This window comes from Portibacter marinus, assembly GCF_021533195.1.
GTDB lineage: Bacteria > Bacteroidota > Bacteroidia > Chitinophagales > Saprospiraceae > Portibacter > Portibacter marinus.
In genome coordinates this window covers 515,622-530,817 of record NZ_JAJNKB010000001.1, presented here as the reverse complement: position 1 = coordinate 530,817, position 15,196 = coordinate 515,622, and the positions used below count along the sequence as shown (strand labels likewise).

Sequence of the window (15,196 nt, the reverse complement as noted above, 5' to 3'; positions counted from 1 at the left end):
TATAACCTTCGCCCCAGAATGATGGAGAATATAGATAAACTTAAATCTTACCTGGAAATGCCCAGGGAAATACTAATTGTTTCACATAGAAATCCTGATGGTGATGCCATTGGGTCATCACTTGGCTTAAGCCTGTATCTGAAAAAGAAACGGCATAATGTAAAGATCATTTTTCCCAGCGAGTTTCCGGATACTTTCAATTACTTACCTCAGTCTGATGATATTTTAATTCATGATAATGAGCCGGACGAATGTGATAAAGTTCTAGAGAAGTCGGAAGTAATTTTTTGTCTGGATTTCAACTCACTAGACCGAATAGATCGCCTGGGAGAGAAGATCCATGAGAAATCAGGGGTTAAAGTGATGATTGATCATCATATTGACCCTGAACCTTTTCCCGATTATATGCTTTCAGATGTTTCTGCCAGTTCTACTTCAGAATTGGTCTTTGACTTCATATCCGATTTAGGCGATCAAAAGTCAATCGACCCTTTAATTGGAGAGTGTTTATATACAGGTATCATTACAGATACCGGGTCTTTTCGGTTTTCCACAAGTGCTAAACTTTTCAGAATAGTAGCCCATTTGAAAGAAATAGGCGTAGATGATAAGAGGCTTCAGGACTACATTTTCAATTCCATGCCCATTAAAAACATGAAGTTGCTTGGCCACTGCCTGAACAACAGAATGGAGATCCTGGAAGATTATGGTGTGGGGATCATTGTGCTCAATAAATACGACTATCAAAACTTCGATATACAGAGGGGAGACACAGAAGGTATCGTTAATTATTTATTGATGATGCGAAAAGTGCGCTTAGGAGCTTTTATAACTCAGCAACCAAACATCATTAAATTATCTTTACGATCAAAAGGTGATCTGTCAGTGCAGCAAATCGCCAGGGACCACTTCAAGGGCGGAGGGCATAAAAACGCATCTGGAGGATCTTTTCATGGTTCCTTAAAAGCAGCCATCAATAAATTCAAATCTGTCTTGCCTGATTATATAGACAAATATTGAAGATGTGCATAAATTCCGTACATTTGCACTCTTTTAGAAACATTGACAAATAATACCTTATGAAATATCAAATTATAGCTATGCTTTCAGCTTTGATTTTGGTTGCCTCGTGTGCAACGGAAAGCGGTGAGCAAATGACGGATGGTGGCTTTAAATATAAGCTTATCAACGAAGGCGAAGGAGAAACTCCGAATGAAAATGACTTCGTTTTTTTTCATGTCAATATGATGGCAGATAACAACGAGCAATTTAATTCTAGAGATACTGGTCAGGAAAGCATGATTCAACTGAAGGAGCAACCTAATGCCAATATCATCACACAGGCCATGCAAGAGATACTTGCGACTGCATCTGTCGGTGACTCGGTGGTATTAATGGTCCCTACTGATAGTTTAAAAAATTTGGGCTTTCCTCCAGGAGATACAACAAAGATGCTGTCTTATAATATTCGAATCACCAATATAATGGATGAAGACAGTTACAACAATCAGGTAGAAGCAGAAAGAATAGAGTCTGAGACCAAGGCAGAGGAGGTGAGACAAAGACTTCCTGAAATTGAACAATTTGTGCAAGAAACTTACAGGTACATTGCTTCAGGAAAGGCTGGTGACAATATTCAGGAAACAGAATCCGGGCTTCAATATATTATCCATGAGGAAGGTACCGGTGAGGAATTAGACCCTGGAGACATTGCGACCGTTCATTACTATGGGGTTTTGAAGTCGGATGGTTCTATGTTTGACAATTCTTTTCAGAGAGGACAGGAATTTCAGTTCAAGATTGGTTCAGGTCAGGTGATAAGAGGCTGGGATGAAGGATTGGCTCTTTTAAGAGGAGGTAGTAAAGCGACATTGATTATACCATACGAGCAAGCCTATGGTGCTGCAGGAAGACCCCCGTCTATTCCTGAGAAAGCTGATTTAATTTTTTATATAGAAGTTCCGGAGGAATAATATGACAAGCGATCAATTAAGTGAACTAAAAGACAGGCTGGCCCAACTCAAGGGCTATCTTTGACGTAGATCGACGCAGATTACAAATTGAGGATTTGACGGGTAAGACCATGAATCCTGAGTTCTGGGATGATCCCGACAGGGCGCAGAAGATTCTAAAAGAACTGAATGGGCATAAGCGTTGGATTGAGCAATACGAAAAAACGTATGCAAAGCTGGAAGACTTAGAAGTGTTGTATGAATTTTATCAGTCAGATGATGTAAGCGAGGAGGAGCTTGATCTTGCCTACGAAAAGAATCTGGAGGCTATCGATGATCTCGAGTTCCGTTCCACATTGAACAATGAGGAGGATGAACTATCATGTATTCTCGAAATCAACGCCGGAGCAGGAGGAACGGAAAGTTGCGACTGGTCAGAGATGTTACTGCGCATGTACACCATGTTCGGTGAAAAAGAAGGGTTTAAGGTTTCAGAATTGAATAGAGTTGATGGTGATGTTGCCGGGATAAAATCAGCTTCAATTGAAATCAAGGGCGAATATGCTTTCGGATTGATGAAGGGGGAGAATGGAGTGCACCGTTTGGTTCGAGTGAGTCCCTTCAACGCACAAGGGAAAAGGATGACGTCGTTTGCTTCCGTTTTTGTGCACCCCATGGTCGATGATACCATTGAAGTAGAAATTAACCCTGCTGATCTGGAATGGGATACTTTTCGAGCAAGTGGGGCAGGGGGGCAGCATGTCAACAAAACAGAATCTGCCGTAAGGGTCAGACATTTGCCGTCAGGTCTGGTCGCTGAATGTCAGCAAGAACGATCTCAACATATGAATCGGGAGAAGGCTTTACAAATGCTTAGATCAAGGTTATATGAATTGGAATTAGAAAAGCAAAGGGAGGCAAAAGGCGAAATTGAGGCGGGTAAAATGGCGAATGAATGGGGTTCCCAGATCAGATCCTACGTTTTAGATGACCGCAGAGTAAAAGATCATCGAACCAATTATTCAACCAACAACACGGATGCCGTTTTAGATGGAAACATAGAACCATTTCTAAAGGCCTACTTGATGTGGGATGGGAAGTAGGTTAGCTTATTGAATCTTCTTCAATACCGGAATTTTGTAATAATTCAGTGCTTCGAGGATGACATGTGGATTAATATTATTTCCCTCCTTTACTGCTACATCGTAACCCGAAGGAGTAAAGAACGTTTTTTCAAAATAAATAATCAACCAGAGTTCATTAAAATGGATAATCTGCCACTTGCTTCTTAGGAATCGAAGGATTCCACTACCTCTCCATAGAAACTTTTTATCTTGAAGTGAAACAACTTTGTTTGTACCGTTGATGGTTTTAAGCTTGCCGCTTTTTCTATATTTAACCTGATCATTAATGATATACTCCTGATCTAAAGAATTAAGTGAATAGTTTAGGCTTGGATTTTTTCGTTTCCTATTTGTCCACATAGGAAAATTAGAGTATATAATGTTCCATTGGCCTATTAAGGCCGTAATTTCAAACGAAGTATTTGGATCTTCAAATGGATTATTAAAAGGCATAGAGTGAAATCAATCTTATGGATACACAAAAGGCTTCTCTTTTGGAGAAGCCTTTTTATACTAATAAATACTATGTATTATCTGATTTTGACAAACTGTTTGTGTACCAATTCGGTTCCTAATTTGGCTTCTAAGAAGTAAACGCCATTAGGAAAATCTGATACATTCAATTTGATAAAGTTTTCTTTATACTCTGAAGGCGGGATCATTTTCACGATCTGTCCAACCTGATTGGTAACTGTAACAACATCGTACGATCTATCAAAAGTAATGTTCACGAAATCAGTCGTTGGATTCGGAAAAACCTTAATGTCACCTTCTGAACCGTCTCTAAAGTCGACAGTTTCTATTTTCGTATATTCATACTCTCCATTAAAATCGACTTGCTTTAGTCTGTAGTAGTTGACACCCGCAAGTGGTGCTCTATCTACAAACTCATAGTTCTGAGTTACTGTAGTTGTCCCGTGACCGGCCACTTTTCCAATTTTCTCGAATATTCTTCCATCTGCAGAACGCTCTATATCGAAGTATTCATTATTAATTTCAGACGCAGTCTGCCATTTAAGCAAAGAAGTTTCTTCTTGTGCAGTAGCGGTGAAAGACGTTAGTTCGACGGGGAGGAGAGCAGAAATTTGATTGGCATCAACCAAAATAATTTGCGACCCACCATCCATGAATGGTTCATTGATATCAGTTAACACTGCATTTGCTAAATTTAGGCCAGGAAATGTGAAACTAGCAACCAAAGACTTTTCAGATCCAATATTCGCTAAATCATATTCACCTATTTCTGCGACAAAGGATATGTAGTAAAAACCATTTAATTCTCCTTGAAAATCAATAGTATTAAATTGAAATACATTTGTTCCAAAATTTATTGCTTCACCGTCTGATGGACGATTGGCACTTGGTGCATCACTTGCGGGTATTTTTAAAGTAAATCTTGTTGGAGTTGCATTTGAGCCACTGCTATAATTAGAAGTACTTCGTAAAAAAACCTGTCCTTCAGCTCCATTCATTACAGTAACTGTCTCGATTGACTGCGCATAAAAATAACTGCAAGAGATCAATACAACAATAAGTATATTTATAATTTTCATTTTTATTCTTTTAATTTTCAGGAACTTGTTCTGTTTTCTGTCCATCAACATCACCCCCAAGAGCAACATTAAGGATAATATCTCTTTCTGATGGAATTACAGTTAAATTGGGAAATACTCCAACTGTTGTCTGTTTAGCTACTACATAACCATCCAAATTTACGTCGTACAATGAGTATGTTTCTTGTAATATACCATCTACATTGCCCCCTAATCCACTATTTAGAACAACATCTCTATCAGAAGGAACAACAGTTAGATTAGGGAAAACACCTACCGTACCTTGCTTAGCTCTTACATAAAGGTCATTGTTAGCGTCTCCAGGATATAATGCTGATGTTCCACTAAAATTTTTCTGGGTATCAGTTCCAAAAGTACCTGTCAAAGGATTCGTAAAATCTAAAGGATTACTACCAATAAGGAATGAACTAGATGTCATCACTCCTAAATGATTTCTGTGGTCAACTACTACAAACGCATTTTCCGGAGCATCTCTGAACACTGCCGGAGTGGTGCCATCCAAGTTCGCTACCGTTCCATCACTTAAGAGAAATTTACTATAAGTAGAGACACTACCGGTTCCATCCGCATTCTCTCTCATTTCTATTTCTACCCAGTCTACTACCGATCCACTTGCTATACCTTTTACCAATCCAGAGATTGATACTGAATTATCATAGGGGCTGGTCGCTGGAATCAATCCATCTGTGGTAGCATCGTTTAATCCTGTATTCATGGTAGAACCATTGTAAGGTCCTGCTAAGAAAGCCTTTATAGGTTGTCTTCTAAATAGATTCGTTCCTGTCAATAAAGCTGAAGAATTACTTTCGCCAGTATTTACAGTCCCAGTCACCTCATTGTTTGTGGCATCTGCTGTACCATAAGACCATTCCATACCGGCATCTAAAACAGCTCCAACAATACTTGCTTCTGTTCCTTGGATATCATCAGGATCAATGTAGTCACCCGTTACGGTAAGATCTGTATTATTATTAAAATTGTTATAAGCTATGGTCCAATTTCTTTCCAGGTATGAATCAACATCACCCGGATTTTCAGAAACCGCCAACTCTTCAACGTTAACTCCCACAGTGGCATCAGCATCAACCGCTGGCGCACTTACTGTAATTGGAGAATATTGATCTCCTCCAATTGGAAATTCATAAGAAGTCACTGAAGAATAGGGTTTAACAACAACTCCTACGCCATTAGCTTTAATATAGTTACCACTTGTAGAATTTACGGTTGCACCGTCCTCCAAAGTCAGATTAAATGCACCTATATCCAGCAAACCATCTGTCAATGCTAACTCAGAACTGATTCCAAGATTGTCTGTCAAGTTTACTTTGCCAGCAGTCTTATTAACTGTTACTTTATTAACGGTAACATCACCAGAATCAAAATTCTGATCTCCGGATGAACCATTAAATACGATTTCTGATGTGCTGGTGTTAGAATTTAATGTTCCATCACTCACAAAATCTCCTTTCACCTCTATCGTTCCAGAATTGGTAATTGTTCCTGTGGTATTGGAAATATTTCCTTCGACCACCAATTTGGCACCCGATTCAATGACAATGGTGGCCCCATTGTTAGTCAACTGTGCGCTCGCAAAAAATGGAAGCAGTCCCAGTAAACCTAAAAATTTGTATTTGTTTTTCATATCTCTTTATAGATAAATGAGTAATTATTTCAAATATAATAATATAATGGGCAATTTTCTGCCCAAATGAGTAATTGGTCGTTGTTAATTATTATTTGACAATATCAAAATGATATTTTAAGGTCAAATAGTAAGGTAAACCATCCTCTGGATTAATATTCTTCAATTCCATGGCTATTTCTATGGTTTCTTCTTCATCCTTGGTTGAAGAATCAAAAACCACATCAAACGTCATCTTTTCTCCCGGTTTTAAGACTTTTCCTACCGGATAATCAACTTCAGTACATGCACAATAGTCAAGGTATGATATTTCGATGTCTTCACTTCCTGTATTGACCATTGTATAATCAAATATCTTTTTATCACCTTTGGTTACCTTACCAAGGTCTATAAATTCTTTATCGAATTTGAAAGAGGTGCTTTGAATGGTTTGAGGAGGCTCAGAATCAACCGATTTTTGGGCATTCAAACCAGTCACGATTCCTAAGAAAAGTATAAACAATCTTATCTTCATTACTTCATGTATTTAAAGGACAACATTTCTCCAAAATCAACCTATTGCCAAAGTGTTAAAATTTTATTGGATTTATTTCAAAGATGTCAACGAGCTAGTAGGAAAATATTATTATGTCCTAACCACTTAAATTGCTAAAATGACTCCAGTGGCAACAAGGTTAATAGTCTTTTAGCTTCGTTTTTGTTCATTTTATCTACTATAAATTAGATAAACAAAAAGCAAAATGATGCGATTCGCAGCTAGTTCTTGACCTTGGTGAAAATTAATAAGTATTCACCATTCCAGTTATATATTATAATAATATTATATATTTAACCCTTAATTACTCTATGAAAGTTATGTTAAAGTGCCTAATACTTAGTTTATCACTGTCCATTCTGACCATTTTCTCATTGTCTGGACAGAATCTGGAGGTTGTGGTACTGGGAATAGCACAGGATGCTGGATATCCACAGATTAATTGTGACAAAGAATGCTGTATTGCTGCACGTAAGGTCACAGCAAGCCCTACTTATGTTTCGAGTTTAGGTATTGTAGACTTAAATACCAATGAATATTTCTTAATTGACTGTACACCGGATTTTAAGGATCAGCTTCATATGATGTCTTCCTATTCCAGACAGAGAAACCAATTGCCCAAGGGCATTTTATTAACGCATGCCCATATAGGACATTACCTAGGACTCGCTCAACTTGGTAAAGAGGCCATGAACGCAAATCAAATGCCGGTATACGCGATGCCCAAAATGGCAAAGTTTATCAAAAATAACGGACCGTGGGAGCAATTGGTCAAACTGAATAACATTGACCTTAAGCCTCTCAAAGATGGTCAGAAAATAAATTTGACTGAAAACCTGGCTGTTACTCCTATGCGTGTGCCTCACCGTGATGAATATTCTGAGACGGTAGGCTTTCTAATTGAAGGGAAGGAAGAATCTTTGCTCTACATTCCGGATATTGATAAATGGGAAAAGTGGGAGCATGATATCAAAGCCTTGATTCAGGATGTGGATCATGCATTGATAGACGCAACTTTTTATGATGGTGATGAGCTACCAAACCGGAAAATGTCGGAAATACCACACCCATTTGTGGAGGAAAGTATGAAGAAATTCGCTGATCTATCACCATTGAACAAGGCGAAAATTCAATTTATCCATTTTAATCATACCAATCCTTTGCTAAATAATAAATCAAAGGCCTATAAGACGGTTTTTGTCAATGGTTATAATGTGGCTAGTCAAGGTCTATCCATCTATTTAGATTAGTGCTTTTGAACACTTTCAAGAAAAACGCCTCTGGCATTATTGCTGCGCAACGTCTAGCTTCCCACCGCGTAGATGTGCTACGCGTTAATGGTTTAAAACGACTCCGTCGTTTTTCCTCCGGATCAACCATTAACCTTCCGGGTAATCGTCATCTATCCATGCTTCGATCTGATCGATCTTGCATTGAGCCAATTTTGCACCATTTTTTGGCATCGGTGAAAATCCAGCTTCTCTTTTAATCGCCCCCAAGATTCTGCCTTGTTTTGCGTAATTAACAGCATCTGCATAGTTGGCCATACTTCTACCCGTATTGCTACCATGGCAACTGGAACCCGTACATCCACTCAAAATCGATTTAATCTCACCTTCATAGGTCACACCCTCTGTATCACATTCATTCATCATTTCCTCTTCTTCTTCCTCTTCCATCTCCATTTCTTGCTTTTCACATGCCGTTACACCTATCATGAATGCAGCCATTAATAGCAAAAGATAATTTTTCATTTATTTTCAATTTTAATTTGTTGGTAACAAGTTTCGTTTAAAACGAAATTCATACTCAAAGTGTATCTATGTTGTCCAGATATTTTGTCGCCTGTGATAACAAACTTTCTTTCTTATCACCATCCATCTTATCCCATGTAGCTAACATCATGCCCATTCGAGCATTATTTTTAAATTTCTCATAATGTTGATCTATAAAATTCCAGTACAGACTATTAAAAGGACAGGCGCTTTCACCTGTCTTTTTGGTGTGACTATATTCGCAATTAGAACAATAATCACCCATCTTATTGATATACGATGCAGAAGAAACATATGGTTTTGTCGCTACTATGCCGCCGTCTGCAAATTGTGACATACCCCGTGTGTTCATCAGTTCTACCCACTCAAAGGCATCGATGTAAATACCCAGATACCATTCGTCTACTTCATCTGGGTTGATTCCAGCCAGCAAGGCAAAATTTCCTGTGATCATCAGTCTTTGGATGTGGTGGGCATACGCGTGATCCAGAGATTGACCTATGGCCTTGCTTAAACAGTTCATTTTGGTATCTCCAGTCCAATAAAAATCTGGTAATTTCCGCTTATTATTGAAATGATTTAATGTCTTATAGTCCGGCATTTTAGCCCAATACAAGCCTCTCATGTATTCTCGCCATCCCAATATCTGACGAATAAAGCCTTCTGTTGTAGCAATGTCAATTTCATCACGCTCGTAAAAGGCTTCCTCCACCTTTTCTATGACCTCTCTGGGATTCAACATCTTAGTGTTCATGGAGAAGGAAATTCTACTATGGTAAACACTCCAGTATTCATTTGACAAAGCATCCTGATAATCACCAAAATGCTCAAGCATGTTCTTAACGAAAAAATTGAGATAGGCCAAAGATTCCCTCCGTGTTAAGGGCCAAATAAATTTCTCGGGTTCAATATTTCCTATGCTTTCGAGTCCTGCATCCTGAACCTCCTGATAAATATCGGAAACATCATGGCTGTAGGTCTTGGGATCGGTTACATCGTGATCCTTCGGCAATTTATTTCTATTGGATTTGTCATAGTTCCATTTATCACCGATATGCTCTCCATCCTCCATTAAAATATCATGCTTTTTTCGCATATGTCTGTAAAACCGTTCCATTAGGTAGGAGTCATTATCCTTGAAGAAGGTTTCTACTTCATCGCGATCGGTAAAGAAATGCTCACTTGATACCATGGTGCCTCCTGAAATATCTGCCAGAACCTCGTCTAAGCGCCATTCGTCGGGCTCTTGATATTCAAACTCCTCCACCTCGTACTTTTCATAAAGCAATTGGATGTTTTTTTCAAAAGACTGCTCATTTCCGTCGTCGTTAATTTTGAAATACGCTACCTCAAAATCCTTGTCTTTAAGATCTTCCGCAAAATTCCTCATGGCAGCGAAAATGCCCACAATTTTCTGTATGTGATGTTTGACATATTCGCTTTCAGGTTTGATTTCCATTAAAACATATACGTAATCTTTCCCATCATCAAACCACGAATGGAAAGGATAGAGCTGGTCTCCTAATATTAACCTGAGACCCTTGAATTTTTGTTTCTTCGACATTTTTCGCTACAATATTTAACGTTAAGCCAGTTCTTTTCCCACTTCTTCCTCCACACGAAAGGAAGTTTGCAAACCGGACAAATTTTACTTGGTAGATTGTGGCCTGGCATAGGGAAGTTTATCGATAAATCTGGCCTCGTGATAGGTGTCCAAACCAGTGGCCGTTACGGTTGTTAGTAATGAATAGTCTAGTGAGCCATCTTCCAGCAGTAATGAATGATCTATCTCAATTAATTTAATTTCTCCAATAATGAAGTAGGTCCCGTTTTGTTTGATAGGAATAATCTCTACCAATTCCAGTCCCATCTTGACTTCGCTTTGATCCACAAACGGAGCTGGAAAGCCATTAATACTTACAGGCGTCAAATCAGTTTGGGTGAACTCCGATACAGTGGCACTGTACTTCGCTGAAGTTTGATGACCTGCCTTGTAAATTTCCTTATGAAGGTGATTGATGGTGTAGTGTGAGGTGTTTCTTATGTTTGTCAATGTATGGCGGGGAACCGAGTCCGGCCTTGAAACCATTCCAATCAAAGGTGGATTCGCGCCTAGATGAACTGTAGAGGTGAAAATAGCAAGATTGTTAATGCCTTCGACAGACTTGGTCCCAATTAGATTGGCAGGTTTATAGCCTAAAATACTATTGATCAGGTTCGCCCTGTATCTTTTTTCAAACTGACCGATTTCCTCCCCTGAAACAATCATTTTTCTTTTTCCAGTTCAATCATTTGTTCCTCAATTTCATTGGCCTCCGCATACTTAGCATCTGATTTTTTACGATCGATTTTACTCAATTCGAAGGCTTCCTTCAATACTTGCTGGTGTTTTTTTTGAAGCTTTTCCAGTTTGCTTTTCCCAAATCCGAACATATTAAAATTTTTATATAGTTATTTATTTACATGTAGCCAACGCTACTGTTATTATGGTTTCAAGGTTGACAAACCTGAATCGATGCCGATCACCTGGCCTGTCATGGTCCTGGCATCTTCAGAAATCAAAAAGACAGCCATTTTGGCAATGTCTTCCGCTTCCATTATTCTTTTGAGTGGGTGACGATCCTCTATCCTTTCGATGGCTTTTTCATCTTTTAGAATGCCCTTGGCCAATGGGGTATTGGTCATACTGGGAGCGATACAATTAACGCGTATTTGTGGAGCCAATTCAGCTGCCAAGGACCTGGTTAGACCTTCTACTCCTGCTTTGGCAACCGCCACTGAACTATGAAATGGCATACCTTGCTGTACAGCTACAGTTGAAAACAACAAGATCGATCCATTTCCATTGCGCTTTAAATCTCTGACGTATTTTTTAATTACCCGGACAGCTCCCAACACATTGACCTTAAAGTCATTCAGAAAATCCTCTTCTTTCAAAGAATTGATCGGCTTTAAATTGATGGTTCCCGGACAGTAAATTATTTTATTGATACCATCTATTTCCGGTATTTCATCTTCCAGAACATCCACTTGATGATGGGTCAGATGATCATGGCTCAAGTCCGGTTGGCTCCTAGAGAGATTGTGCACCTCATATTTGTCAATTAGCAATTCTAATATGGATTTTCCTATTCCACTGCTTCCTCCTACTAATAATAATTTATCCATTACGCTTGGCTACTTTATTCATTGAAATGTGTTTTTGTCTGCTTGATTTGTGTGGTCCTTCTTTGAAGTCTCGCTTATTCTGATGTTTTGTACTCCTGCCTTGAACACGCTTACGCCACATTCGGAAACTTGAGGGTTTCATTTCACGTCGCATGATAGTGATAACTTCTGATTCAGATAATCCAAATTGGATCTCTATGGCACCAAAGGGCGTTCGATCCTCCCATGCCATCTCAATGATTCTGTTCAGCGCTCTATCATCCAGTCCTTCGTAAAGTTCTTCTCTGTTCATAGAGTTTAAATGATCGAAGGTGGTATTGTGTTCAAATTGAGCACAAATTTTACATGGGCAATTGTTTTAACCTTTCAAATCTTCCAATTCTGTGGGTAATTCGCTAAAACCCATGTTGTAAAGTGTGAAACCAAAGATATCGGCGTATTGCTCAATGGTTTTACTTACTGGTGTTCCTGCACCATGACCTGCATCGGTTTCAATCCGGATCAAAGTCGGGTTTTTACCGGCTTGTTTCGATTGCAATTCTGCCGCAAATTTGAAACTGTGGGCTGGCACGACTCGATCATCATGATCACCGGTTGTAATTAAGGTGGCAGGATACTCGACACCTTCTTTTACATTATGAACGGGAGAATAAGCCCTCAGATATTCAAACATTTCCTTGCTATCTTCGGCTGTGCCATAATCATATGCCCATCCTGCACCTGCTGTGAAAGTGTGATATCTAAGCATGTCCAGTACACCCACTGCAGGAAGGGCCACTTTCATTAAATCAGGCCTTTGAGTCATGGTCGCTCCTACGAGTAGACCACCATTGGAACCACCCCGAATAGCCAGATAATCTGAGGAAGTATAGTTTTCGGATATAAGGTATTCGGCCGCAGCTATAAAATCATCGAAAACATTTTGCTTTTTCATTTGGGTGCCGGCATCATGCCATTTCTTTCCGTATTCTCCTCCACCACGTATATTAGGTACAGCGTAAACACCTCCTTGCTCCATCCACACAGCATTGACTATACTAAAAGAAGGTGTCAGGCTAATGTTAAAGCCTCCATACCCGTAGAGAATTGTTGGATTCTTGCCATCCAGCTCTATTCCTTTTTTATGGGTGATGATCATAGGGATCTTCGTACCATCTTTAGAGGTATAAAAAACTTGTTTGCTTTCGTAATCATCTGGATTAAAGGCTACATCAGGCTTCTTATATACAGTAGATTCACCACTTTTGGGGTTATAGGCATAGATCGTCCCGGGCGTTTTATAGTTAGAGAAAGAAAAGTAGATGATTTCATTCTCTTTCTTACCTCCGAATCCTCCAGCACTTCCCACACCTGGCAGCTCTACCTCTCGTACCAATTTTCCCTCATAATCGTATTGCTTCACTTGTGAAACCGCGTCTACCATGTATTCTGTGAAAAAATAACCACCGCCAGTTGATGGACTTAAAACATGATCTGTCTCAGGTATGAAATCGACCCAATTTTCTCTTTGGGGTTCAGCGGCATCTACTGTTACAATTTTTTGGTTTGGAGCTTCATGATTCGTGACTATAAAAAGTTGGGAACCTTCATTTTCGATCACATAGCTATCAGCATCGGTGTCACCTTGGAGCGTAACAATTTCAGCATTGGGAGCAGTCAGGTCTTTCATGAAAAGCTTATTACCTGAGGTGGAAATAGAGGCCGTTATAAACAAATATCTACCGTCATCTGTAACGCTTCCACCTACGTATCTGTGTTTTTCTTCAGGAGTTCCTCCGAAAACCAGTTCATCTGATGACTGAGGAGTGCCAAGTTTGTGATAATATAATTTATGTTGATCTGTTTTAGCTGACAGTTCACTACCTTTGGGTTTATCGTAGCTGGAATAGTAAAAACCATCATTTAGCTTCCAGGACAAACCGCTGAATTTAATATCCATTAAAGTATCTTCCAATATTTCTTTAGTAATGGCATCCATGACGATTACCTTCCTCCAGTCACTGCCTCCTTCAGAAATGGAATAAGCTGCCAGTTCACCATTTTTAGAAAAACTGAGGCCGCTAAGTGAGGTAGTGCCATCTTCACTAAATGTATTGGGGTCAAGAAAAACTTCCTCCTCGCCATCTTCCCCTTTTTTTCTCCAAACCACATATTGGTTTTGAAGACCGTCATTCTTGTAAAAATAAGTATAGTCTCCCTCCTTAAAAGGTGCAGATATCTTTTCGTAGTTCCATAGTTTTTCTAGTCTGTTCTTTAATTCATCTCGATAGGGAATCTTATCGAGAAAATCATAGGTTACTTCATTTTGAGCTTTGACCCATTCAGCTGTTTCTTCGCTCATATCATCTTCTAACCACCGATAAGCGTCTGTAATCTGCGTGCCAAAGTAATCGTCAATGGTATCTACTTTTGTTGTCTCAGGATAAGTCAATTGCTCAATATTTACCTCTTGCTCCTTTTCGGCACAAGAAATGATTAAGAAAAATAAGATTATAAATGTGAGTAGTGATTTCATTATTCCAGCTTTTAATTTCAAATGTATGAAAAGGTAAATGGTTATTTAATTCGTTTGTTGAAAATCCTTACTTTTGCGTGAAATAACGACAAAATTAATGGGAAGAGCATTTGAATATAGAAGAGCAGCAAAGGAGAAGAGATGGGCAAAAATGTCGAAGATTTTTCCAAAGTTGGGCAGAGCTATTACAGTTGCTGCAAAAGAAGGTGGTCCGGATCCGGATATGAATTCAGCACTGCGTTTGGCAATACAGAACGCAAAGGCTGCTAATATGCCAAAGGATAATATTGATGCTGCCATCAAAAGAGCTTCGGGTAAAGATGCAGAAAGTTATGAAGAGGTCAATTATGAAGGGAAAGGACCTCACGGGGTATTGGTTTTCGTAGAGTGTGCCACAGATAATACGACCAGAACTGTTGCCAATGTTAAATCTTATTTTAATAAGTCAGGTGGAAGTTTGGTGCCCAATGGAAGTCTGGAATTTCTATTTGACAGGAAGGCCGTCGTAGAGTTCGAAAAGACCGGGGACATGGATATGGAAGAGTTAGAATTAGAATTGATAGACTACGGATTAGAACGATTCGAATTGGATGGAAGTACAGTTTACGCTTATGCAGATTATACCAATTTTGGCAACCTTAATGAGGGATTTGAAAAATTAGGTATAGAAATTGCAGCTGCTAACTTACAAAGGATTCCGAATGCACCGACAGATTTTACGGACGAGCAGATGGAGGACATTGAAAAGCTAATTGACAAAATAGAAGAAGATGATGATGTTCAGGCCGTTTATACGAACCTTGCCTGACATTTTTAAAGATTAATGCAATTATCCTTGGAAGTTTGGGGTAATTTTGATTTAATTTACGGCATAAAATTAAAAGTAGGGGCCATCTCAGAAATCGATTTTG

At 39.0% G+C, this 15,196-nt stretch carries 17 protein-coding genes; 5 read left to right on the top strand and 12 right to left on the bottom strand.

Annotation, left to right across the window (positions count from 1 at the left end):
• The first annotated feature begins 18 nt into the window (after window positions 1–18).
• From L2567_RS02260 to prfB, 3 genes are all read left to right on the top strand, one after another.
• A complete protein-coding gene (locus L2567_RS02260) occupies window positions 19–1,020 on the top strand; it encodes a DHH family phosphoesterase (RefSeq protein WP_235296064.1) in 1,002 nt (333 codons plus the stop codon).
• 59 nt (window positions 1,021–1,079) lie between these two features.
• A complete protein-coding gene (locus L2567_RS02255) occupies window positions 1,080–1,973 on the top strand; it encodes an FKBP-type peptidyl-prolyl cis-trans isomerase (RefSeq protein WP_235296063.1) in 894 nt (297 codons plus the stop codon).
• Between the two features lies 1 nt (window position 1,974).
• Window positions 1,975–3,055, top strand: a protein-coding gene (gene prfB, locus L2567_RS02250) for a peptide chain release factor 2 (RefSeq protein ID WP_235296062.1) whose coding sequence is annotated in 2 segments (ribosomal slippage) — window positions 1,975–2,034 and window positions 2,036–3,055 — 1,080 coding nt in all. Because the reading frame shifts where the segments join, the coding sequence is not laid out codon by codon here.
• Between the two features lie 6 nt (window positions 3,056–3,061).
• Here the strand turns inward: prfB and L2567_RS02245 are convergent.
• The 4 genes from L2567_RS02245 to L2567_RS02230 all read right to left on the bottom strand — a co-directional run bounded on the left by L2567_RS02245 (window position 3,062) and on the right by L2567_RS02230 (window position 6,806).
• Complete coding sequence (locus L2567_RS02245) at window positions 3,062–3,529, bottom strand: hypothetical protein (RefSeq protein WP_235296061.1); 468 nt, start codon at window positions 3,527–3,529, stop codon at window positions 3,062–3,064.
• Window positions 3,530–3,606: 77 nt separating this feature from the next.
• On the bottom strand, window positions 3,607–4,629 hold the full coding sequence (locus L2567_RS02240) for a T9SS type A sorting domain-containing protein (RefSeq protein WP_235296060.1): 1,023 nt from the start codon (window positions 4,627–4,629) through the stop codon (window positions 3,607–3,609).
• Window positions 4,630–4,639: 10 nt separating this feature from the next.
• Entirely contained in the window at window positions 4,640–6,292 is a 1,653-nt protein-coding gene (locus L2567_RS02235) for a DUF4097 domain-containing protein (protein WP_235296059.1), read from the bottom strand.
• A gap of 91 nt (window positions 6,293–6,383) precedes the next feature.
• The gene (locus L2567_RS02230) at window positions 6,384–6,806 is read right to left on the bottom strand and encodes a DUF1573 domain-containing protein (RefSeq protein ID WP_235296058.1); all 423 of its coding nucleotides are present in this window, start codon (window positions 6,804–6,806) and stop codon (window positions 6,384–6,386) included.
• Between the two features lie 341 nt (window positions 6,807–7,147).
• Between L2567_RS02230 and L2567_RS02225 the strand changes: the two genes are divergently transcribed.
• Complete coding sequence (locus L2567_RS02225; RefSeq protein ID WP_235296057.1) at window positions 7,148–8,077, top strand: MBL fold metallo-hydrolase; 930 nt, start codon at window positions 7,148–7,150, stop codon at window positions 8,075–8,077.
• A 129-nt stretch (window positions 8,078–8,206) separates the two neighbouring features.
• Here the strand turns inward: L2567_RS02225 and L2567_RS02220 are convergent, their stop codons facing one another.
• The 8 genes from L2567_RS02220 to L2567_RS02185 all read right to left on the bottom strand — a co-directional run bounded on the left by L2567_RS02220 (window position 8,207) and on the right by L2567_RS02185 (window position 14,285).
• Complete coding sequence (locus tag L2567_RS02220; protein WP_235296056.1) at window positions 8,207–8,581, bottom strand: hypothetical protein; 375 nt, start codon at window positions 8,579–8,581, stop codon at window positions 8,207–8,209.
• A 55-nt stretch (window positions 8,582–8,636) separates the two neighbouring features.
• Window positions 8,637–10,166 (bottom strand): cryptochrome/photolyase family protein, encoded by a 1,530-nt coding sequence (locus L2567_RS02215; RefSeq protein ID WP_235296055.1) that lies wholly within the window; start codon window positions 10,164–10,166, stop codon window positions 8,637–8,639.
• On the bottom strand, window positions 10,130–10,276 hold the full coding sequence (locus tag L2567_RS02210; RefSeq protein WP_235296054.1) for a DUF2256 domain-containing protein: 147 nt from the start codon (window positions 10,274–10,276) through the stop codon (window positions 10,130–10,132). Before L2567_RS02210 ends, L2567_RS02215 begins: the two co-directional genes overlap by 37 nt.
• A complete protein-coding gene (locus tag L2567_RS02205; protein WP_235296053.1) occupies window positions 10,251–10,871 on the bottom strand; it encodes a flavin reductase family protein in 621 nt (206 codons plus the stop codon). Before L2567_RS02205 ends, L2567_RS02210 begins: the two co-directional genes overlap by 26 nt.
• Window positions 10,868–11,035 carry a Lacal_2735 family protein gene (locus tag L2567_RS02200; RefSeq protein ID WP_235296052.1) on the bottom strand — a complete coding sequence of 56 codons (168 nt, stop codon included), beginning with the start codon at window positions 11,033–11,035 and terminating at the stop codon, window positions 10,868–10,870. The genes L2567_RS02205 and L2567_RS02200 overlap by 4 nt, the downstream gene beginning before the upstream one ends.
• Window positions 11,036–11,086: 51 nt before the next feature.
• A complete protein-coding gene (locus L2567_RS02195) occupies window positions 11,087–11,770 on the bottom strand; it encodes an SDR family NAD(P)-dependent oxidoreductase (RefSeq protein ID WP_235296051.1) in 684 nt (227 codons plus the stop codon).
• Window positions 11,763–12,062 (bottom strand): TIGR03643 family protein, encoded by a 300-nt coding sequence (locus L2567_RS02190; protein WP_235296050.1) that lies wholly within the window; start codon window positions 12,060–12,062, stop codon window positions 11,763–11,765. The genes L2567_RS02195 and L2567_RS02190 overlap by 8 nt, the downstream gene beginning before the upstream one ends.
• Before the next feature lie 66 nt (window positions 12,063–12,128).
• Entirely contained in the window at window positions 12,129–14,285 is a 2,157-nt protein-coding gene (locus L2567_RS02185; protein ID WP_235296049.1) for a prolyl oligopeptidase family serine peptidase, read from the bottom strand.
• Window positions 14,286–14,382: 97 nt separating this feature from the next.
• Here L2567_RS02185 and L2567_RS02180 point away from each other — a divergent pair, with 97 nt between their 5' ends.
• Complete coding sequence (locus tag L2567_RS02180) at window positions 14,383–15,093, top strand: YebC/PmpR family DNA-binding transcriptional regulator (RefSeq protein ID WP_406626647.1); 711 nt, start codon at window positions 14,383–14,385, stop codon at window positions 15,091–15,093.
• Window positions 15,094–15,196 lie beyond the last annotated feature (103 nt).

Bases quoted from the DNA above. Each gene is read 5' to 3' on its own strand.
- L2567_RS02185 (WP_235296049.1), bottom strand. From the start codon at position 14,285: ATGAAATCACTACTCACATTTATAATCTTATTTTTCTTAATCATTTCT.
- L2567_RS02230 (WP_235296058.1), bottom strand. From the start codon at position 6,806: ATGAAGATAAGATTGTTTATACTTTTCTTAGGAATCGTGACTGGTTTG.
- L2567_RS02245 (WP_235296061.1), bottom strand. From the start codon at position 3,529: ATGCCTTTTAATAATCCATTTGAAGATCCAAATACTTCGTTTGAAATT.
- L2567_RS02215 (WP_235296055.1), bottom strand. From the start codon at position 10,166: ATGTCGAAGAAACAAAAATTCAAGGGTCTCAGGTTAATATTAGGAGAC.
- L2567_RS02235 (WP_235296059.1), bottom strand. From the start codon at position 6,292: ATGAAAAACAAATACAAATTTTTAGGTTTACTGGGACTGCTTCCATTT.
- L2567_RS02210 (WP_235296054.1), bottom strand. From the start codon at position 10,276: ATGCCAGGCCACAATCTACCAAGTAAAATTTGTCCGGTTTGCAAACTT.
- L2567_RS02260 (WP_235296064.1), top strand. From the start codon at position 19: ATGATGGAGAATATAGATAAACTTAAATCTTACCTGGAAATGCCCAGG.
- L2567_RS02200 (WP_235296052.1), bottom strand. From the start codon at position 11,035: ATGTTCGGATTTGGGAAAAGCAAACTGGAAAAGCTTCAAAAAAAACAC.
- L2567_RS02255 (WP_235296063.1), top strand. From the start codon at position 1,080: ATGAAATATCAAATTATAGCTATGCTTTCAGCTTTGATTTTGGTTGCC.
- L2567_RS02205 (WP_235296053.1), bottom strand. From the start codon at position 10,871: ATGATTGTTTCAGGGGAGGAAATCGGTCAGTTTGAAAAAAGATACAGG.
- L2567_RS02180 (WP_406626647.1), top strand. From the start codon at position 14,383: ATGGGAAGAGCATTTGAATATAGAAGAGCAGCAAAGGAGAAGAGATGG.
- L2567_RS02220 (WP_235296056.1), bottom strand. From the start codon at position 8,581: ATGAAAAATTATCTTTTGCTATTAATGGCTGCATTCATGATAGGTGTA.
- L2567_RS02240 (WP_235296060.1), bottom strand. From the start codon at position 4,629: ATGAAAATTATAAATATACTTATTGTTGTATTGATCTCTTGCAGTTAT.
- L2567_RS02225 (WP_235296057.1), top strand. From the start codon at position 7,148: ATGTTAAAGTGCCTAATACTTAGTTTATCACTGTCCATTCTGACCATT.
- L2567_RS02195 (WP_235296051.1), bottom strand. From the start codon at position 11,770: ATGGATAAATTATTATTAGTAGGAGGAAGCAGTGGAATAGGAAAATCC.
- L2567_RS02190 (WP_235296050.1), bottom strand. From the start codon at position 12,062: ATGAACAGAGAAGAACTTTACGAAGGACTGGATGATAGAGCGCTGAAC.